The 19,071-nt window shown below is 59.3% G+C and carries 17 protein-coding genes; 2 read left to right on the forward strand and 15 right to left on the reverse strand.

Translation table 11 applies throughout. The annotated features are described in order from the left end of the window. Window positions 1–76: 76 nt before the first annotated feature. Genes WCX18_RS12625 through hypB form a run of 9 tightly spaced genes read right to left on the reverse strand, consistent with a single transcriptional unit; the run spans window position 77 to window position 8,854 of the window. A complete protein-coding gene (locus WCX18_RS12625) occupies window positions 77–2,176 on the reverse strand; it encodes a ribonuclease J (RefSeq protein WP_345985483.1) in 2,100 nt (699 codons plus the stop codon). 36 nt (window positions 2,177–2,212) lie between these two features. Then, window positions 2,213–2,989 (reverse strand): 16S rRNA (adenine(1518)-N(6)/adenine(1519)-N(6))-dimethyltransferase RsmA, encoded by a 777-nt coding sequence (rsmA, locus tag WCX18_RS12630; protein WP_345985484.1) that lies wholly within the window; start codon window positions 2,987–2,989, stop codon window positions 2,213–2,215. Window positions 2,990–3,042: 53 nt separating this feature from the next. Then, complete coding sequence (locus WCX18_RS12635) at window positions 3,043–4,470, reverse strand: FAD/NAD(P)-binding oxidoreductase (RefSeq protein ID WP_345988381.1); 1,428 nt, start codon at window positions 4,468–4,470, stop codon at window positions 3,043–3,045. 57 nt (window positions 4,471–4,527) lie between these two features. Continuing rightward, window positions 4,528–5,277: a DUF695 domain-containing protein gene (locus WCX18_RS12640; RefSeq protein ID WP_345988383.1), complete on the reverse strand. Its 750-nt coding sequence runs from the start codon at window positions 5,275–5,277 to the stop codon at window positions 4,528–4,530. A gap of 2 nt (window positions 5,278–5,279) precedes the next feature. After that, window positions 5,280–5,621 (reverse strand): hydrogenase maturation nickel metallochaperone HypA, encoded by a 342-nt coding sequence (gene hypA / locus WCX18_RS12645; protein WP_345988384.1) that lies wholly within the window; start codon window positions 5,619–5,621, stop codon window positions 5,280–5,282. 9 nt (window positions 5,622–5,630) lie between these two features. After that, a complete protein-coding gene (gene hypE / locus WCX18_RS12650) occupies window positions 5,631–6,629 on the reverse strand; it encodes a hydrogenase expression/formation protein HypE (protein ID WP_345988386.1) in 999 nt (332 codons plus the stop codon). After that, the gene (hypD, locus tag WCX18_RS12655) at window positions 6,626–7,753 is read right to left on the reverse strand and encodes a hydrogenase formation protein HypD (RefSeq protein WP_345988388.1); all 1,128 of its coding nucleotides are present in this window, start codon (window positions 7,751–7,753) and stop codon (window positions 6,626–6,628) included. The genes hypE and hypD overlap by 4 nt, the downstream gene beginning before the upstream one ends. Continuing rightward, a complete protein-coding gene (locus WCX18_RS12660) occupies window positions 7,750–8,043 on the reverse strand; it encodes a HypC/HybG/HupF family hydrogenase formation chaperone (RefSeq protein WP_345988390.1) in 294 nt (97 codons plus the stop codon). Before WCX18_RS12660 ends, hypD begins: the two co-directional genes overlap by 4 nt. 1 nt (window position 8,044) lies before the next feature. Continuing rightward, window positions 8,045–8,854 carry a hydrogenase nickel incorporation protein HypB gene (hypB, locus tag WCX18_RS12665; RefSeq protein WP_345988391.1) on the reverse strand — a complete coding sequence of 270 codons (810 nt, stop codon included), beginning with the start codon at window positions 8,852–8,854 and terminating at the stop codon, window positions 8,045–8,047. A 282-nt stretch (window positions 8,855–9,136) separates the two neighbouring features. Here hypB and WCX18_RS12670 point away from each other — a divergent pair, with 282 nt between their 5' ends. Together WCX18_RS12670 and WCX18_RS12675 are read left to right on the forward strand one after the other, a co-directional pair. Then, on the forward strand, window positions 9,137–9,820 hold the full coding sequence (locus tag WCX18_RS12670; protein ID WP_345988393.1) for a hypothetical protein: 684 nt from the start codon (window positions 9,137–9,139) through the stop codon (window positions 9,818–9,820). Beyond that, window positions 9,817–10,359 (forward strand): HyaD/HybD family hydrogenase maturation endopeptidase, encoded by a 543-nt coding sequence (locus tag WCX18_RS12675; protein WP_345988395.1) that lies wholly within the window; start codon window positions 9,817–9,819, stop codon window positions 10,357–10,359. The genes WCX18_RS12670 and WCX18_RS12675 overlap by 4 nt, the downstream gene beginning before the upstream one ends. Here WCX18_RS12675 and WCX18_RS12680 read toward each other — a convergent pair. The 6 genes from WCX18_RS12680 to WCX18_RS12705 all read right to left on the reverse strand — a co-directional run bounded on the left by WCX18_RS12680 (window position 10,356) and on the right by WCX18_RS12705 (window position 18,928). Further along, window positions 10,356–10,910, reverse strand: coding sequence for a hydrogenase maturation protease (locus tag WCX18_RS12680; protein WP_345988397.1), 555 nt, complete (start codon window positions 10,908–10,910; stop codon window positions 10,356–10,358). The two genes, WCX18_RS12675 and WCX18_RS12680, sit on opposite strands and share 4 nt — an antisense overlap. Then, window positions 10,907–13,195, reverse strand: a complete 2,289-nt coding sequence (gene hypF / locus WCX18_RS12685) for a carbamoyltransferase HypF (protein WP_345988399.1) — start codon at window positions 13,193–13,195, stop codon at window positions 10,907–10,909. The genes WCX18_RS12680 and hypF overlap by 4 nt, the downstream gene beginning before the upstream one ends. Further along, window positions 13,155–15,080 carry a hypothetical protein gene (locus WCX18_RS12690; RefSeq protein WP_345988401.1) on the reverse strand — a complete coding sequence of 642 codons (1,926 nt, stop codon included), beginning with the start codon at window positions 15,078–15,080 and terminating at the stop codon, window positions 13,155–13,157. Before WCX18_RS12690 ends, hypF begins: the two co-directional genes overlap by 41 nt. A 120-nt stretch (window positions 15,081–15,200) precedes the next feature. Continuing rightward, window positions 15,201–15,908 carry a cytochrome b/b6 domain-containing protein gene (locus WCX18_RS12695; protein WP_345988403.1) on the reverse strand — a complete coding sequence of 236 codons (708 nt, stop codon included), beginning with the start codon at window positions 15,906–15,908 and terminating at the stop codon, window positions 15,201–15,203. Window positions 15,909–15,917: 9 nt separating this feature from the next. Then, complete coding sequence (locus WCX18_RS12700) at window positions 15,918–17,696, reverse strand: nickel-dependent hydrogenase large subunit (protein ID WP_345988405.1); 1,779 nt, start codon at window positions 17,694–17,696, stop codon at window positions 15,918–15,920. Further along, entirely contained in the window at window positions 17,696–18,928 is a 1,233-nt protein-coding gene (locus WCX18_RS12705) for a hydrogenase small subunit (RefSeq protein WP_345985497.1), read from the reverse strand. The genes WCX18_RS12700 and WCX18_RS12705 overlap by 1 nt, the downstream gene beginning before the upstream one ends. Window positions 18,929–19,071 lie beyond the last annotated feature (143 nt).

Consider the following 19,071-nt stretch of genomic DNA (forward strand, 5'->3'; position numbering starts at 1 on the left):
CTTCGGCGGTCCTTCGGACATCGCCTATGGTTTCGCACCTAAAAACGCCAAGCAGTTGGCGTTTTCTTTACGGTGCTCACATCACAAAGATGGTCGGTGTAATCAGCGGGTACTTTTTCATTTTGCGATAGATATGCTTTCGTACGACCTGGCGCAGATCGTTCTCCATCGCTTTGGGGTTTTCGATGATCCCCGGTTTGAGGTTGGTGAGGAAGTGTTCGAGGACGTCTTCCATCTCCTGAGCGAAAGCTTTGTCCTGCTTGTCCGGCACCAGGCCGAAACTGCTGACCTTCGGCTTGGAGATCAGGTGTGAATCCGCCTTGCTGACCTGGGCGATGATCATCACCATCCCCTCCGTCGCCATCTTCTGGCGGTCAATGACGATATCGTCTTCGATCAGGTTGTTGCTCTGGTTGTCGATGTAGGTCTTGCCGGACTTGACCGTTTTGACCTTGCGCATGTACTTCGGTGCGATTTCGACGCATTCGCCGTCGCTCATCAGGTAGATATTGCGCTCCGGTACCCCGCAGGCGATCCCCGTATCTCTGTGGCGCATAACGTGGTTGTATTCGCCGTGGATCGGGAGGAAGAACTTCGGCTGCACCAGGCGCAGCACCAGTTTCTGCTCTTCCGCGCCGCCGTGACCGGAAACGTGGAGGTCACGGTCGCGCGCGACTTTGGCACCGGCACGCTCGAGGTGGTTGAGCATCTGCGAAATAGAACCTTCGTTCCCCGGGATCGCGCGGGAAGAGAGAATGATCAGGTCGTTCGGCTTGATCTTGATATGGCGGTGCTCGCCGATCGCCGTGCGGAACAGTGCCGAGTTGGGCTCACCCTGTGAACCTGTCGTGACGATCAGAACGTCCTTGTCGTTCATGCGGCTGACATCGTCGGCATCCACGAAGATGTTCTTCGGCAGCTTGATGTATTCGTACTGCATCGCCACTTCGAGGTTGCGCTCCATGGAGCGGCCGATGACACAGACCTTGCGCCCGTACTTGATCCCCGCCTGGATCGCCTGGAAGACGCGGTGAATGTTCGAACTGAACGTCGAAAGAATGATACGACCCTTCGTCTTGGAGAAGACGCGGTCGAGCGCCGGGGCGACGGAGAGCTCGCTCGGTGTCACCTCGCTGTTGTACGAGTTTGTCGAATCCGAAAGCAGTGCCAGAACACCCTGGCTGCCGTAGTGCGCCAGACGGTGCAGGTCCGCCGGGAAACCGTCAACAGGGGTATGGTCGATCTTGAAGTCACCCGTATGGATGATCGTTCCCGCTTCCGTCGTCACCGCGATCGAAGAGGAGTCGATGATGGAGTGCGTCATGTGCATCCACTCGATCTGGAAATCGTTCCCGATCTGGTAGACGACGCGCTTTTCAATCGGGCGGAAGTAGCGGCGGAACTCTTTGAGGTGATGCTCGTCGAATTTGTTGCCGATCATCGCCAGCGGAAGCGCCGTACCGTAGAGCGGGAACTGCATCTCTTTATAGAGATAGGGTACCGCGCCGATGTGGTCTTCGTGGGCGTGGGTAATGATGACACCGACGATCTTGTCTTTGATCTCGCGGACATAGGTGAAGTCCGGGACGAGAATATCGACGCCGTGCATCTCTTCGTCCGGGAAGCTCATTCCCACGTCGATCAGGATCGCTTCGTTATCCGTTTCCATGACCATCATGTTCCCGCCGATCTCGCCGAGACCGCCCAGCGGAGTGATGCGGACCTTCGCCTTCACTTCCGTGTCGATATTCATATGCGGGTTGATACGGACGCGCTGAGACGCCTCGTTCTGGCGTGCATTTTCCAGCAGGCTCTGCTCCGTCGGTGCCGGAGCGTTGCGGCGGCGGTTGCGGCTGCCGCCGGAACGTCCGCCGCCGGTTTTACCGCGGTTTTCGCCACGGTTTTCCCCACGACTCTCTCCGCGGTTTTCGCTACGGTTCTCTCCACGGTTTTCACCCCGGTTCTCCCCGCGGTTGCCGCCGCGGCCGCCGCGGTTGCGGTTCTGGCTCTGACCTTCGCCCTCTTTTTTCGCTTCACCCTCTTTGGGTTTCTGGCGGCTGCGGCTGCGGCTGCGGCTGGAAGAGCGGCGGCGCTGTGAGCCGTCGCGGTTCTGTGCCGGTTTGTTCTCTGTATTTTGTTTCGCTTCTGCGACAGGGGCTTGTGTTTCTTCTGACATCCTAACTCCTTGCAGTACGCCCCTCGGGCGTCACTGTTAATGTAATTGTGTATAGAGTTGGTGATAGTCTGCTGTCGAGATCTGGTGAGGACGAACGGTAGAGGGATAACCGCGAGAGGATAGTGCGGCCAGGACCTCATCTTTACCGTAGCGCGTGGAGAGATTTTTGAGCAACGTCTTGCGCGGCTGGGCAAATGCGGTTTTGAGCATCTGTTCAAACGCGTCTGACGCCCGATTCGCCGTTTTTTTCATGAGCAGGACGGCGGAATCGACTTTGGGCGGCGGGGTGAACGCTTCGGGCGGGACATGGACGAGGATACTGACCTCTGCCACGCTCTGGGCTATCACACTCAGTGCACCAAAGTTTTTCTCTCCAGGTGAAGCGGAGAACTTCTCCGCGACTTCACGCTGTACCATAACAAGCAGAAATTCGCACTTCGTATCGGCGAGGGCTTTGAGGATAATGTTCGTCGCGATGTAGTATGGCAGGTTGGCCACCAACTCGTAAGGAACATCAAGCAGCTCACTCTTCCAGTGCTCGAGGACGTCGCCGCAGTGCAGCGTCAGTCGACCGGTAGTGATCTCATCCGTGAAAACTTCATTCAGGTGCTTGCATAGATCGGTATCGACCTCAAAAGCATCGACGCTTTTGACATCAACTAAAAACTTAGTTAAATCACCTAAGCCAGGCCCGATCTCCGCGACGTGTCTGTCGCTCTTGGGCATCGCTTCGATGATCTTGCGCAAAACGCTCTGATCTTTCAGAAAATTCTGGCCGAACTGTTTTTTGGCCACAATCTTTGTGTTATTCATGGCACATTATACATCAATTTCCATTAACTTTGCATGGGTGCCGGGGGCAGCGGCTACATAAGCCCCCTCAGCATCAGGTACCAGTACATTGGTTTGAGCATGTACACGTCGAAATACCACCAGAGCATGCGCGGTTTTTCCGGCGCCAGGAACGGGATCGTCGGTGCGAATCCTTCGTAATTGAACTCGGCCATAATGATTTCGCCGTACTGGGTTTTGAGCGGACAGACCGTATAGCCGTCGAACTTCTCTTTGGGCGTTTTGCCCTGCATGACCGCCAGCAGGTTGTCCTGCAGCACCGGACCGTGGTGGCGTGCCGAACCTCCGGTTTTCCCCATCGGGATGCCGCAGACGTCACCGATACCGAAGACGTTCGGGAACCGGGGATGCTGCAGCGTATATTTGTCCACTTCGAGCCAGCCGTCGCCGCCGGCCAGCGGGGAATTGACGACGGCATCCGGCGGGCTCATCGGCGGTACGATATGGATAAAGTCGTACGGCATCTCGATGCGGTCGGATTTGCTCACCGTCTCGTACTCTTCGAGATCCTCGTCATACACCTGCTCGTCATACGCATGGACATAGGTGGCGACCTTGCCCTTTACGTCGATCGATTCGAGGTGGTGGCTGAAGTAGTTGGTGATACTGTCGTAACGCTGCTGCGCCTCACCCAGCGCATCGGCGATCGGCTTCAGGAAGAAGAGGTTCGGGAACGATGTCGTAAAAGCGTAATCGGCGGAGAGCCCCTCCTTCTTCAGGTAGTCGGCGCTGAGATAGAGGATCTTCTGCGGTGCGCCGCCGCATTTGATCGGCGTGTTGGGCTGGGTGTAGATGACCTTCGGTTTCCCGTTTTTCGCCGCCTCTTTGAGATCGTTGAACCACTCCCAGGTAATCTCCCCGCCCTTTGCAGTCCCCGCTTCGGGGTTGTTCAGGTAGACGCTGGAGATACCGTTGGTACCGATATCCGCCTCGGTGAGCCCTTTGATGGCGTCGTAGTGGCAGACGATACCCGTCGCGACAACGAGGTAATCATACGCGACCTCTTCGCCCCCGCGGGTCGTTACCCGGTTGTTATCCGGATCGAATACGGCCACTTCATCCTTGATCCACGTCACGTCGTCAGGGATGAAGTCGCTGTTGGGCTTGACAATATCCTCATGCGTATAGAGCCCCGCAGCCATAAAGATCTGTCCCGGCTGGTAGAGGTGGACCTCGTTGGGGGCGATAATCGTGATATCCGGGTCCGAAATGGCACGGTGCAGCCGTACCAGGGCCATGATCGCACCCGATCCGCCGCCGACGATGACAATCTTCCCCTTCACATCGACGGCTTCTGCAGAGGCCGCAGGTGCGGTCGATGCAAGTACGGACGCCGCTACCGGGGAGATCCCCATCAATTTGAGCGCATCACGTCGGCTCATACCTGTTTTTGTCAGCAGCGCATTGTCTTCGCGCTGTTCAAACAACTCTTCGCGTTCCATCGTAGCTCCTTCTTTTTGTCCTATTGTATGACATTTCCGTCTATTCGACGAAATAATTTACTGTTTTACCAGACTGGTTTCCCATCCGTCATATTGCCCCTCGAAGGCTTCGGCCCAGGCAATAATCTGCAGCGTTACGGCATCGATGTCGTAGTAATACGGCGCGTCGATGCGGTAAAACTGGACCCCGAACGGCGGGCTGACCTCCTCCGGCGGAGCGTCAGCCTGCACTTTGAAGCCCTCGGCACTGATACGCTCGACAAAGCGCTCGCGCCCCTCATGTTTCGAAAAAAAGGCCCGGTGTTCGATCGCCCGCCGGATCTGCAGGTTGTCGCCGGCGGCTTTGAGCCGGTCGCAGGTATGGTGGTTCTGGATCAGCTGCCACTCGCGGTCCGTCGGGAAGAGCAGCTTGCGGTACACCTCCCACTCCGGGTCCAGACGGGAGCCGTACTCATAGGTGTAGTCCGGGAAAGCCGCCATCGTGACGGCAACCACGTCGGGCCACTCGAAGTCGAATTTGAGATAGTAGATGAAATGAACCTCGCCCCCTGTCACGATCCGGCCGATATACTTCCCCACGCGGTAGCGCAGGGCCTCCATCTCCAGCCGGTCCTCGATCTCCTTGATCATGTCCGCTTCGCTTTCGGCGACGAACCCCTCTTCCGTCGCCGAACGCAGCCGCAGCTTGATAAAACTTACAACCCCCAGCGTATCGTTGGGAAGGGCATCCGCCGCTTCGGCATTGAAGGCGATGGTCGCCGGGCGTCCGTCAACCGGTTTCATATAGTTTTCCCAGATCTCCTGCATGGTCACTCCATTTCCAAACTCATCAGATACATCTCTTCGCCGTCGACGACGTCGACTTCCAGACTTTCGCATTCAGGGCAGCGGTACCAGACCTTCTCCAGCTCGCTCCGGCTGCCGCATTGGCGGCAGGTCAGGGTGACGGGCTGTATATTCATCACGAAGTCCGCCCCGTCGCACACGGTCCGCTCTTTGAAAGTATTAAAGGCAATCTCCAGCAGATGCGGCTCCACGCCGCTCATGACCCCGATCTTGACGACCACCTTCGTCACCCGCTCCGCTTCGTTCTCGGCGGCATGCTTCTCCACCTGTTCCAATAAAGCCTGTACAACGGAATACTCATGCATAGCAATCTCCTAACAGATCCTCGGCAACAGTTCGCCTTTGGGCAGGTCGAGGAAACGGCGGCTGCCGAACGCGGAGTGCAGTACCACTTTGCCCGGGTACTGCTGCGTCACGCGGCCGATGACCGCCGCCTCGCCGCAGAAACCGAACCGCTGCAGCGTGCTCACGGCGAAAGCGGCGTGCATCGGGGCGACGGCGGCAACGAAGGTGCCTTCGTTGGCCAGGTCCGTTGCCTCGAAACCGAACATTTCGCAGATCCCCTGCACCTCATCGCTCACCCTGATCGCGGACTCCTCGATCTCCAGGCAGACGCCGCTGTTCTCCGCCCACTCGTTCAGTACGGCGGCCAGGCCGCCCCGTGTCGCGTCGCGTAGCGCACTGATGGAGATCTTGTCATCGATCAGTGCCTCGACGGCGGGCCAGAGCGTTTCGCAGTCGCTGCCGAGATCGGCGCTGACCTCCAGCCCCTCGCGGGCCATCAAGACCGTCGCCCCGTGGCGCCCGATATCGCGCGACGCGATGATGACGTCGCCTTCGCGGATCGTCTGCGAGGAGATCCCTTCGCGCATGATCTGGCCGATGCCCGCCGTGTTGATAAAGAGCTTGTCAACGCTCCCCCGCGGTACGACCTTCGTATCCCCGCAGACGATCTTCGCCCCGGATTTCTCCAGCTCAGCGGCCATGCTCCCGACGATACGCTCAAGCTCCTCGAACGGGAAGCCTTCTTCGATCATAAACGCCGAACTGAGGTAGAGCGGTTTCGCGCCCATCATCGCCAGGTCGTTCACGGTGCCGGCGACCGCCAGTTTCCCGATGTCGCCCCCCTCGAAAAAGAGCGGGCTGACCGTGAAGCTGTCCGTCGTAAACGCGATCTTCCCCTCGGTCTGCAGCACCGCCGCATCCTCGGCCTTGATCAGGATGTCGTTTTTGAAATGGCGGTAGAACAGGTCGTGGATGAGCTTGTTCGTCTCCTCCCCGCCCCCGCCGTGGCTCAGCTGTACCTGTTTCATCCGAGCACCCCCGCATAGCGGTAGTAGGCGTTGCACGCCCCCTCTGAGCTGACCATACAGCTGCCCAGCGGCGTATTCGGCGTACAGGCCGTCCCGAAGACCTTGCACTCCATCGGCTTGGCGAGCCCCTTGAGGATCGTACCGCAGATACAGAGTTTATGGTCATCGATGGGTTCCGTCGGCAGCACCTCAGCAAATACTTTTTCCGCATCCAGATGCGCGAATTCAGGTTTCAGTTCCAGCGCACTATCGGGGATATCCCCGATCCCGCGCCAGCGGAAATGGCTGCGCGCACGCAGATACGTGTCGATGAGCTGCTGGGCTTTGACGTTGCCCTCCATCGTCACCGAACGGGAGTATTCGATCTCCAGTTCGGCCCGGCCTTCCGCCTGCTGCCGTACGGCCATCAAAATCCCCTGCATGACGTCGACCGGCTCGAAACCGCAGACGACGACGGGGGTGCCATACTTTTCCGGCAACGGGGCGTAGATCTTCGCCCCGGTGATGACGCTGACGTGCGACGGCCCGATAAAAGCGTTGATCTTCGCCCGCCCGTCGCTCATGATCGCATCGATCGCCGGCGGAACGAGGACGTGGTTGATATGAAAATAGAGGTTCGTGACCTTCTGGGCGATCGCCGCATGCAGCAGCGCCGCCGTCATCGGTGTCGTCGTCTCGAACCCGATCGCAAAGAAGATCACCCGCTTATCGGGATGCTCTTTCGCGATCTTAAGCGCGTCCATCGGCGTATAGAGCGGGCGGATATCCCGCCCCGCAGCCCGTTCAACGGCTAGGGAGCTCTGCGATCCCGGCACGCGGATCATATCCCCCAGGGTCACGAGGATCGTATCGTCCATCCGTGCAAGCGCAATGGCGTGGTCGATCCGCTCTTTGGGCATGATGCAGACCGGGCAGCCGGGGCCGTGGATAAAGTCGATGTTGTCCGGCAGCAGCTGGGGCAGACCGTACTTCATAATCGTATGCGTATGCCCCCCGCACACTTCCATGATCCGCAGCGGTTCGTGCAGCGCTTTCGCGGCCTCGCCGATCTGGGCGGACAGCATCCGGATCGTCGCGGGGTCTCTGAAGCCGTCGTAGAGGTCTTTGAGTTTCAGTTCGCTCATGGTGTACCCCTGTTCTCGCAGTTGTCATCCTCCAGGACGACACGCGAGCGCTCCTCTTCGTCCATCTTCGCCAGGATCTCGTGGTAGACCTTGAGCGATTCGAGGGCATCCTCCTCATCGATCTTGTTCATGACGAATCCGATATGGATCAGGACATAGTCGTCGACGTTGACGCTGCCCTCTTCCATCAGATCCAGACCCGCTTCGCGCTTGACACCCATCGTATCGACCACGGCGGTATTTTTCTCACGGTCGACGGAAACGACCTTTGAAGGGATAGAGAGACACATATCAGCTCCTCATCCTGCGTTTGAATTCGATCCACTCGATGACACGCTGCACGGACGCTTCGTCTTTGGTGCTGACTTCCAGGATATCGACCCCCGGTTTGATCTTGCGCGCCTCCGCTTTTTCATGTTCGATGTCATAGTCGAAATAGGGAAGCAGGTCGGTTTTGGTGATCAGCACGAGGTCCGCCTGGCGGAACATGACAGGGTACTTTTCGATCTTGTCGCTCCCCTCGGGGACGGAGACAAGCACGATGTTCAGATGCGAACCGACGTCATAGCTGGCCGGACAGACAAGATTGCCGACGTTTTCGATGAAACAGATATCCAGGTCGTTCAGCGGCATATCGTGCAGCCCTTCGTGTACCATAAAGGCATCGAGGTGGCAGGCGCTGCCCGTCTGGATCTGGTAGGCGGGGATGCCCTTGGCCTTGATGCGCTCGGCGTCGCGGCTCGTCTCCAGGTCCCCCTCGATGACGCCGAACCGGAAGGGGGCACGCTCCGCCATCTGCTCCAGCAGAGTCGTTTTCCCGCTGCCGGGACTGCTCATCAGGTTGATCGCCAGCACCCCGTGGTCATCGAAATGGGCACGGTTGTGGCCCGCTTCGTGGTCATTCTTGTCCAGGATCTTTGTAATGACATCGATCGTCTTCTTGTCATTGAGCTGCGGATTGTGGTGCAGCGTCTCGTGCGCCGCCTGATGGGCGTGCGAGTGTCCATGATGATCATGGTGGTGGTCGTGGTCGTGGTCGTGATCATGATGATGGTGTCCGTGTGAATGTTCCGTCACACTGCAGCCGCAATCTTTGCACATAATTTCTCCTTCGTGCCCGGGAATACCGGGTCTAAAACATCTGTATTCCGCGGAAACCGGAAAAAATGCATGAGAGCGTCTCCCCGCATACACCGTTTCACTGCCGACGTTGAGTGTCGTACCGACAGACGCTCCGGAGTTCGGAGGTCTTGGCCGTTTATTGTCTCTCGCTTTCTACAAATGAATAACTATTCAGTTTTAGATAAATTATAGTCTTGTTATGTAAAATTAACCTAAAAAGTCGTCACTCTTATATACCTTTGGAACCGGGAAAGGAAAAGGATGTCTTCGCTGCAACAATGTCCCTACTGTCAAGGAAGCGTCTACCGTCTCGGGGACGGCAGGTACAAGTGCGGACGCTGCCGAAAAAAGGTCAGTCCCGAACGTGTCGCAAAGATACGCGCGCTCATCGCCGACTTTGCCCGGGATGAAAACGCCAGTGTCTCCGCCGATACAAAGGGACTCTCTTATGTCTCCGTCCACCGCTATTTCGGGCAGTTCAGACAGCTGTGCGCCCGCATCTGCGAGGATGAGTATGAGGCAAGGCGGCACCTTTCGTGCGAATACGAAGAGTACTTCTACCTCGAACGGGCCAAAAAGCGGCGTAAAAATGCCGTTTTCGACGCGCAGAACTTCCTGACCTTCGATTACGAGGGGCATCTCTACACCATCGTCATGCCCTCCCTGCAGCAGTTCCGCAACCAGTTCATCGAAGATGACCTCGAGTCCGTCTACGCGGAGGAGTTCGCCCGCTTCCGGCGCCAGAGCCGCCTGATCAAGATCTCGTCACGGCATAACAACATCGTCCGCTTCTGGGAGTATTTCGAAGTGAGTATCCTGCGCTACCGCGGGGTCAGCAGTGAAAGCTTCCCCCTCTATCTCAAAGAGATGGAGTTCAAATTCAACCACGCCGTCCCCGAGCGGGAACGGCTGTTAGCCGACTATTACTTCAAGGAACTTGCATGATTCAACCTACTACCGCCGTCCTGGGGGTCGGCAACATTCTCGAAAATGACGACGGCATCGCCGTTTACGCCGCGGCCTACCTTGACGCCAACTACGCTTTCGAGCCGCCGGTGCGGATCATCAACGGCGGCGTCGAGGGGATCAATCTCCTCGACGTCTTCATCGAGCACGAGCGCGTCCTGATCCTTGATGCGATCGATATCGAGGATGAGGCGGGAAGCATCTACCATATCCCCGCCTGCGAACTGACCGGCTACGGCCTGGGCAACGGGGGGGCGCATGAAGTGGGGGTGATCCAGTGCCTCGATATGCTTGAACTGATGGGAAAACCCCAGCCCGAATCGAGTGTACTGGGGATCGTTCCCGAACGCGTGGAGGTGCGTATCGGGCTTTCAGAACCCCTCGAGGGGGCCTTTGAACGCTATGTGGAGAGCGCGCTCAACATATTACAGGGCGCGGGCATCCGGACCAGCCGGCGTGAGCCGGGGCGTACACTGCAGGAGGTTATCGGCGCCTTTCAGGCCCCGGGCATCTCCTAGAAACCGCGTCCGAGCGCCATGCTGGGTGCCGCGAAGTTCTCGAGGATCGTCTCCAGCGTCATGCCGTTTTCGCGCCTTTGGCAGACGACCCCAGCAGCGGCCAGACGTGCCGTGATCGTCTCGATAAAACGGTCCCAGCCGGCTTGCAGCGGGGCTGAAATCCCGACCTCGACGGAGATGATGTCTTCGGGAACGATACTGATGACGGCCGTTTCGGCCATATTCCCCGTCAGCGAACAGATCTGCAGCATCTCCGCGATTTCCACCTCGTTGGCCGTTTTTTTGATGAGCGACCCCTCCAGGAAGGTGTCGCAGTCACGCACGGTGACCGTGCCGGCAGGAAGATCGTCGTCCGAAGCGGTATTGACGATCAGCACCTCATCATACTCCTGAAGCAGCGGCATCAGGCCGAACCCCAGCGTCCCGCCGTCGACGATGTCGACGCCCGGTTCGAACGTAAAGTTCTCTTTGAGGTATTTGGCGGCATAAAGCCCGATCCCCTCATCTTTGAAAAACGCGTTCCCCGAGCCGATCAGTGCAATTCGGTTCATTTTCTCCCTCCTTGTCGGTACAATGCATGGTAAAGCTGACCCAGCGCGACACTGCCGTCGTTGACGGGTGTTTCACGCTGGACATAATAGCGGATTCCCCGGCGTTCAAAGGCCGCACAGGCCATGGCCGTCAATGTCCTGTTTTGAAAGACCCCGCCGCTGAGCACCACCGGCACGCCGGGATGACGGGCGGCGATCGTCACGATAAGCTCCGTGAGCGCCGCGTGGAACCCGGCCGCCGCGCCAGTGGGCGCCTCCAACATCCGGCGCAGCAGCGGTTCCCAGTCGATCACCCCGTCGTGCAGGTCAAACGCAAACGGCTCCGGCGTCTGTGCTGCCGCAGCCGCCTCCAGCAGCAGCCCGCTCTCCCCTTCGTATCCCAGCATCTGCGCCGTGTCCGTCAGCGAAGCCACCGCGTCAAAGAGCCGGCCGACGGAACTGCTCACGGGCGCATTCAGCTCGCGCTGCCACATGGTGTGAAGCGTTTTAAGCTCCGCGGCGCTGAAGCTTTGGACGGCGGGATGCGCCATGGAAAGCACCTCGTCAAAGCTATAACATTCGAATAACAGTGATAACGCAACCCGCCGCGGCTCCCTCACAGCCTGCTCCCCGCCGAGCAACCGGAAAGGGCGGAGATGGTAGGCCCGCTCATACGACTGCGGATCGGCCAGGAGCACCTCCCCGCCCCACAGTGTCCCGTCGCTCCCGTAACCGGTGCCGTCAAAACAGAACGCCAGCACCTGCTCCTCCAGGCCATACTCTGCCATGCAGGCCAGGGCGTGGGCATAGTGGTGCTGTACCCCTACCAGCGCCGTGTCGGGGTGCGCCGCGTGGAACGCTTCCGCCCACTTGGTCGTTTCATACCCCGGATGTAGGTCGCAGACGACGATATCGGGTTCAAAGGCGTAAAAACGTTTGAAGGTTTCGAGGGTGCGTTCAAAGTACTCGAAGGCATCAAGAGAGACGAGGTCCCCGATATGCGGCGAGAGCACGATATTTTTGTCGAAACCCAGTGCGATCGTACTCTTCTGGTTGGCCCCGACGGCGAGGATCCTGCCAGGTGCTTCGAAGGGCAGCGGCATACTTCGGGGGGCATACCCCCGCGCCATCCGCAGCATCAGCGTCCGATCTCCGGCCACGGTCGCCACGCTGTCGTCGCAGGCGTTGACGATCTCCCGGTCAAAATCCAGGACGGCGTCCACGACATGCGCCAGTTTCGCACGCACCTGCCGGGCATCCGTGAGAATCGGCTCTTCGCTGATGTTGGCGCTCGTCGCGACGACGGGACGCTGCAACTGTTCCATCATGAGCAGGTGCAGCGGCGTATAGGGGAGAAAAACGCCGATCCGGTCGATGCCCGGGGCGACGGCTTCCGCGCACAGGGCATCCGCCTTTTTTTTCACGACGACGATCGGGCGCCTGTTGGAGAGGATGAGCCGCTCCTCCGCCTCGCTCAGCTCCGCCGCCTCCCTGATCATCGTCAGCGAGGGGAACATCACGGCCAGCGGTTTGCTGGGGCGCCTTTTGCGGTCGCGCAGGCGCTGGACGGCGTCGCCGTCCGTCGCGTCGCACATCAGGTGAAAGCCCCCCATCCCCTTGACGGCGACGATCCGGCCTTCGGCGAGCAGTGCCGAGGCTTTTTCAACACACGCTTCCTCTTCGGCGATTGCCGCGCCCGAGGGGTCGGTCAGCGAAAGCGTCGGGCCGCACTCAAAACAGCTGATCGGCTGGGCATGATAACGCCTGTTAGCCGGGTCGTTATACTCGGCCGCACACCGGGGGCACATTGCAAAAGGCGCCATCGAGGTCTGCGGCCGGTCATAGGGAAGCGCGCGGATAATGCTGTAGCGCGGGCCGCAGTCAGTGCAGTTGATCAGCGGGTAGCCGTAGCGCCGGTTGGCGGGGTCGCGGAGTTCTGCGGCGCAGGCGTCGCACACGGCCATGTCCGGAGACACCATCGTCTTCGCCGACGTGCTCTCCGATCCACGGATAACAAATGCGCCCTCCCCCTGCGGCGCAAGGGGCTCGCACGCGACCTCGTCGATCCGTGCCAGCGGGGGCGGTGCCCCCCTCAACGCCCGTTCAAAGGTCTCCAGTGCTGCCGGCGCCCCCTCGACCTCGATGACGACGCCGTCCCCGTCGTTGAGGACGTGCCCGCCCAGCCCTTCGCGCACGGCGAGCTGGTAGACGAAGGGGCGGAAACCGACGCCCTGAACGATTCCGCGTATCCGAAACCGGAAGCGTTTAGAGGTAGACGCAGCCGACAACGGCATTCTCTCTGCCAATGGGGTAGTTGATATTCATCCGCGGGGGCGTGGCTTTCAGGTTGCGCTGCATGCGGCTGAAGAGCGACTGCTGGGCAAAGCCCGTCCCGCAGAGAATGAAGTGCTCCGACTTCGTCTTCTCTTTGATCTGCTGCATCAGGTCGTTGAAATAGTCGCCGAAAGACTCGAAGATGGAGTAGGCGATCATCTCTGTCTCCACTCCGGCCAGGCGGTAGCTGACCAGACTGGCGAGGAACGCCGCATGGTCGAAACGGTTGTCCTTGACGTGCGTATCGACCTGTACCCCGCCCTTCCCGTAATAGCCAAGCGCCGCTTTGCTGATGCCCGCAAAACTCTCCTCTTCCAGCTCCAAAACGGCGGCCGCGGCTTCGAAAAGCGTCGGCGCTGAACGGGCCTGCAGCGCTTCGAGGCGTTCATAGGCACCCGGCAGACGACTCTGGAAGTTCTGGACCAGTCTGTCGGAGCCCTCGCGCAGGGACGCGATCTTCGCCAGCAGCCCCTCGGGCGTAAACGCGATGGGCGGGACGATGCGGATCACCCTGCGCCCGTCGTAATAGAGAAAGGAGGGCTCTTCGTCGAAGTGGGCCCCGACGCATTTATGCCCGAAAAGCCCATGCTCTGCGACGACGGACATGAAGGATGCCTCGTCCTGCGCCGCGGGGCGCTGGTGCGTGTGCCACTGCTCCTCGGTCTCCCCTTCCAGGACGACGGCATTCTCGACCGTCACGCTGTCAAAGTGCTCCGGCCGATCGAACAGCACGCTCCCCCCTTCGGGGACGCCGACCAGGCCGTGCGCCATGCCGAGGGTCTGCGACGCCGGCATCATGCGCAACGGGAAACTCACCCGTTCGCCGGCGGCGACGAAACGCACATCCTTGTTGATAAAGAGGCGCTGGTCGCTCTGGGCGGAGAGCTCCAGGTCGTACTCCATCCGCAGCTCCGCTTCGCACTGCGCATCCGTCTCCTCGTAGAAGACGTACGCCACACCGAGGCGCTGCAGCTCCGTCGCCAGCAGGATCGTAAACCCCTCATCAGGGTACTTGACGTCCGCTGTCCGGCCTACAACCGACTGCAGCGCCGCCGATTTGACCGCGACGTGCAGCACGGGGCGTTCGATGCCCAACAGCGCGTTGAACTCTTCGCCGATCAGCGCGAGGTTGTCAGTGATCTTCCCCGCATCGATCATCAGCATGACCGGGTTTTGCAGCCCCGCTGCGCTTTGTTGGAACCGGCGGTAGCCCATCGTCGTCTTGACCAGAAGGGACTTGTCGTCTTTGACGGCTTTGGCCGCCACTTCGAACATGGTGCGGAAACTTCCGGCGTCATTGGCATAGCGTTCGTGCCCGCCGCTCTCCAGCCGCACCGGGACGCCGCAGGCGTGGCAGCTGTTGAGGTGGTCCTTCTCCCGGCGCCCGTGCGTTTCCTGCTCCGATTCGCACGCCGCACAGGGACGTACGTAGGAGAAGGCGCTGTTGGCACGGGTATAGGGAGAGGCTTCGAAAAAAGCGTACTGCCCGCCGCACTGCGCGCAATGGGTGAAGGGGTAGTAGTAGCGGCGCGACGAGGGGTCGAACAGCTCTTTTTGGCACGAGGGGCAGAGCCCGAGGCCCAGCGGCGGCGCGTCGATGAGCTCCGGGAGAGCACGCGGCTCACCCTCTTTTTCATAATGCCGGCTGCCGCTGAGGTGCCACGAGGCGGGCAGCCGCTCCGCGATGGCAGCGATACAGGCCTCCAGATCAGGGTGGTCCGATGCAAATGCACAGGAGAGCGTCCCTCTGGACTGAACGATGTCGGCCGGTATGCCGAATTCCCGGGCGATGCCGGCGATACAGTTGCGAAGGTAAAACTGGGACGAGCTGCTCTGCAGTTCCAATACGAAGGCCATGATCGGGGTCCTTTGAACGGTTGTCATACCCGCTGCGGGGCTGAAACCTTGTTATCTTAGCATAGTTTGGGAGGTTGAAAACGTCCCGGGGTCCCCGGAACGCGTGGGGAAACCCGCGGTTCAGGATTCCTGTTCTTTGGCGAACTTGCTGCCGCCGAAGACAATGGCGATGTCGCCCTCTTTCCAGAAGATCGTCCGCCATATCTGGTAGTAGATATGGAAAGCGACCCAGGTGACGATGAGCCACATCGTCTCGTGGTGCGAAATGCGCACGTCCATCAATGTTCCGCCCGTCACCGGGATGGTCCAGTCGGTGGCAAGGTGCAGCAGTGCCGGCCACCATGCCCCGATCGAGCTCTCGCCGGATTCAAGTCCGTGGACATACAGCTGCAGTCCGGTAAAGAGCATCCACACAAGCAGCACGTGGAAGATCGTGAAATAGACCGTATTGAAACTGTCACTGTGCGTCGAGTCGAATTTCTTACGACGGTTGAGCGTGACCAGGTTCAAAAGAACCTCGCCGAACTCGGCAACGTTTTTGCCGGTAGGGATCAGCTTCTTGTACGGCTTCTCGAAACGGCTGAAAAAATAGAGATAGGCGACAACGATGGAGGTGACGTCAAAGATGATCGCCACGATAAAGTGTCCCCAGCGGTTCCACGCCATCACGTATTTGTCCACCGCACCGTCCGCGATCAGCGTCTGGTAGTACGGGTGTCCGATATAGAGCCCGGTGATCACGGCAGCCACCATCGAAATCGCGTTGGCCCAGTGGATGATGCGCATCGCGCCGGTCATCCGCTTTACCTGTTTACGTCCGGATTTCATGGGACCTCCTTAGATACTGCACTGGCTGTCGAGCTTGTAAACTCCCAGCGATTTGCCCTTGGTGTCGACCACGTGCACCGCACAGGCGATACAGGGGTCGAAACTATGGATGGTACGGATGATCTCAAGCGGCTGCTCAGGATCGGCCACTTTCGTCCCGATCAGGCTCGCCTCATAGGCACCCATCCGTCCTTTGTAGTCCCGCGGACCGGCATTCCAGGTGGAGGGGACGACGGCCTGGTAGTTTGCCACCTTGCCGTTTTCGACACGTACCCAGTGCCCCAGGGAACCGCGCGGCGCTTCGGCCAGGCCCATCCCCTTGGTTTTGACACTGACTTGGTCGAAGTCGAACTCCGTCCAGGTGCGCAGGTCGCCGGCCGCCGCGTTGGCGGCAAGTTCGTCGACCCACTCCATCATCACATCCGCCATCAGCTCGGTCTCGATGGCCCGGCCCGCCGTACGACCGACCGTACTGAAGAGCACCGATACCGGCAGGTTACCGCGCTTGAGGAAGTTCGTCACGTACTTCGTGATACGTTCATCCTTGCTCGCGACCCCGACGATCATCCGTGCCAGCGGCCCGACTTCGACACGGGTATCGTTGTAGATAGGCGTCTTGATCCAGCTGTATTTTTCGCCGGTCTTCAGGTAGGCGATGCCGTCATCACGCTTGTCGAGGCCCGTATATTTCGGGATCGTCTGCCCGTTGTACGGGTGCAGCGGTTCGCTCCCCTCGTACCAGGAGTGCGTGACGTCCTCGGCGATCTTCTCATGGTCGACCGCTTCAACCTTGCTCAGGTCGCCCCCGTAGACAATCCCGCTCGGGAAGAGGGTTTTCGCTTTGTAGAAACCGGTATCATCCAGGCGGAAGTCACCGTAGCTCATGTAGTTGAGCAGTCCGCCGCCGGTCCCGCCGACGCCTTTGCCGCCGATGAGTTCCGTAAACGTCGCTTTGGAGTCCGTCGCCTCGTCGGCGTACATCGTACCGGCCATGTAGACGTCCGGCAGATACGCCTGCTTGACAAACTTCGTTCCGTCGCTGAGCAGCTGCTTGAACAGTGCGATACGCGCCGGGTTCTGAATGTCCTGGACACAGGTGACCCCGCCGACGACGATGGATTGCGGGTGCGGGTTCTTCCCGCCGAAGATCGCCTGCATCTTCGCCAGGTCGCGCTGGATATCCAGCGCCTGGAGGTAGTGTGCCACACCGATCAGGTTCTGCTCCGGGGTCAGCTTGTAGTGCTTGTTGCCCCAGTAACCGTTACCGAAGATCCCCAGGCGTCCCTGTTTGACAAACTTCGCGACACGCTCCTGGATCGCCTTGAACTCGCTCTCCCCGTCCGTATAGGGGGAAACGCCGGCCACACCGGCCCATTTGCGCGCCTCTTCCGCCGTTTTGGCCGGATCGGCCGACAGCGCAGAGACGACATCGACGAAGTCCAGCGCGTGCAGGTGATAGAAGTGCACGAGGTGGTCATGCACATAGAGCGCACCCTGAATCAGGTTGCGTACAATCCGTGCATTTTTCGGGATAGTGATGTCAAAAGCATCCTCAACGGCCTCGATGGAACGCTGATAGTGGGTACCGGTACAGACACCGCAGATACGCATGGCCAGCAGACCGCAGTCACGCGGGTCGCGCCCCTGGAGGATCGTTTCGATCCCGCGGAACATGGTCGAGGAGCTGTAGGCATCCACGATAGTGTTATTCTCGTCGATCACCGCCTCGATACGCAGGTGCCCCTCGATCCTTGTGATCGGGTCGACTACAATATGTCTCTTGCTCATTATCCTTCTCCTCCCTCTTCTCTCTTACCGGCTACTGCACTGGCGACCGCATGGATACCGATACCGATACCCGCCGCCGTCAGGAGACCCAGACCGAACTGGTCCACGGTCTTTTCGACACCGCCGGTCGGTGCCTTGATGTTCGCGTTGGCCATCGGCCGTTCGTACGCATATTTGTCCCAGAAGTCCGGTTCGGAACAGCCGATACAGCCGCGACCGACACCGATCGGCCAGTTGACCCCTTCGTTGTAGCGGACAATGGAACAGTTGTTGAAAGTCATCGGTCCTTTACATCCCATCTTATAGAGACAGAAGTTGTTCTTCGCGCCTTCATCGCCCCACTCTTCGACATACTCGCCCGCGTCGAAATGCGCGCGGCGTTCACAGTTGTCGTGGATGCGGTATCCGAATGCGAATTTCGGACGCAGCAGGGAATCAAGTTCCGGCACCTGCCCGGTGAGGGCATAGTGCAGGACGACACCGACCATGTTCGCCGGGTTCGCCGGGCAGGCCGGGATATTGATGACCGGTTTGCCTTTGACGACATCCATCACCCCGACGGCACCCGTCGGGTTCGGCGCTGCGGCGGGAATACCGCCGAAGGTCGCACAGGCACCGACCGCCACGACGGCGGCGGCATTTTCCGCGACACGGTTGAGGTGATCCAGGAAAGTCTCACCTGAAGCACCGATGGTACACCAGTCTCTCCCCGCACCGACCGGGATGGAGCCCTCGACAAAGAGAAGGTAGTTCCCTTTGAAGTGCTCCATCGCGTCTTCGAGCTGCTTTTCCGCCTGGTGTCCCGACGGCGCCATCAGCGACTCGTGGAACTCCAGGGAAATGATGTCGAGAACAATCTCGTCGATCTTCGGCCCATCGCTGCGAAGCAGCGCCTCGGAGTTGCCCGCGCAGTCCTGGAGCTCGAGCCAGACGACCGGCAGACGGTTCATCAGTTCGGCGGCTTCCGCGACGAGCGGGGTGAACATCGGCGGGAGCATCAGCATCGCCGTCACCGCACTGACCCACTTCATGAATTCACGGCGATCCTGCCCCTCGTCCGTGAGCAGTGAATCGAAGTCGAGCCGGTTGACCGCCGGCTGTTCCCGGAGCGCGTCCAGACGCGCCCGACACGTATCGAACAGCTGCTGATAATAGAGATCCCCTCTGTTCGTATCTACCCTGGCACTTTTCGAGGTGAAGAGCTTCCGCACCCCATCAATTCGTTCCGCCATCATTTCCTCCTCATAAGTGAATGATCATTCACCATTCTATGTGTCAATAACTTAAACTTATCTAAAGTTGGGCTATAGCGCCCTTCCCGCCGAATTTCCTATATATTTTACGGACTGATCCCGACCGCCATAAACCCTCGAAA

Origin of the sequence: Sulfurimonas sp. HSL1-2, assembly GCF_039645565.1 — a bacterium.
GTDB lineage: Bacteria > Campylobacterota > Campylobacteria > Campylobacterales > Sulfurimonadaceae > Thiomicrolovo > Thiomicrolovo zhangzhouensis.

Coding starts and splice junctions, on each gene's coding strand:
- WCX18_RS12625 (WP_345985483.1), bottom strand. CDS start 2,176: ATGTCAGAAGAAACACAAGCCCCTGTCGCAGAAGCGAAACAAAATACA.
- rsmA (WP_345985484.1), bottom strand. CDS start 2,989: ATGAATAACACAAAGATTGTGGCCAAAAAACAGTTCGGCCAGAATTTT.
- WCX18_RS12635 (WP_345988381.1), bottom strand. CDS start 4,470: ATGGAACGCGAAGAGTTGTTTGAACAGCGCGAAGACAATGCGCTGCTG.
- WCX18_RS12640 (WP_345988383.1), bottom strand. CDS start 5,277: ATGCAGGAGATCTGGGAAAACTATATGAAACCGGTTGACGGACGCCCG.
- hypA (WP_345988384.1), bottom strand. CDS start 5,621: ATGCATGAGTATTCCGTTGTACAGGCTTTATTGGAACAGGTGGAGAAG.
- hypE (WP_345988386.1), bottom strand. CDS start 6,629: ATGAAACAGGTACAGCTGAGCCACGGCGGGGGCGGGGAGGAGACGAAC.
- hypD (WP_345988388.1), bottom strand. CDS start 7,753: ATGAGCGAACTGAAACTCAAAGACCTCTACGACGGCTTCAGAGACCCC.
- WCX18_RS12660 (WP_345988390.1), bottom strand. CDS start 8,043: ATGTGTCTCTCTATCCCTTCAAAGGTCGTTTCCGTCGACCGTGAGAAA.
- hypB (WP_345988391.1), bottom strand. CDS start 8,854: ATGTGCAAAGATTGCGGCTGCAGTGTGACGGAACATTCACACGGACAC.
- WCX18_RS12670 (WP_345988393.1), top strand. CDS start 9,137: ATGTCTTCGCTGCAACAATGTCCCTACTGTCAAGGAAGCGTCTACCGT.
- WCX18_RS12675 (WP_345988395.1), top strand. CDS start 9,817: ATGATTCAACCTACTACCGCCGTCCTGGGGGTCGGCAACATTCTCGAA.
- WCX18_RS12680 (WP_345988397.1), bottom strand. CDS start 10,910: ATGAACCGAATTGCACTGATCGGCTCGGGGAACGCGTTTTTCAAAGAT.
- WCX18_RS12690 (WP_345988401.1), bottom strand. CDS start 15,080: ATGGCCTTCGTATTGGAACTGCAGAGCAGCTCGTCCCAGTTTTACCTT.
- WCX18_RS12695 (WP_345988403.1), bottom strand. CDS start 15,908: ATGAAATCCGGACGTAAACAGGTAAAGCGGATGACCGGCGCGATGCGC.
- WCX18_RS12700 (WP_345988405.1), bottom strand. CDS start 17,696: ATGAGCAAGAGACATATTGTAGTCGACCCGATCACAAGGATCGAGGGG.
- WCX18_RS12705 (WP_345985497.1), bottom strand. CDS start 18,928: ATGGCGGAACGAATTGATGGGGTGCGGAAGCTCTTCACCTCGAAAAGT.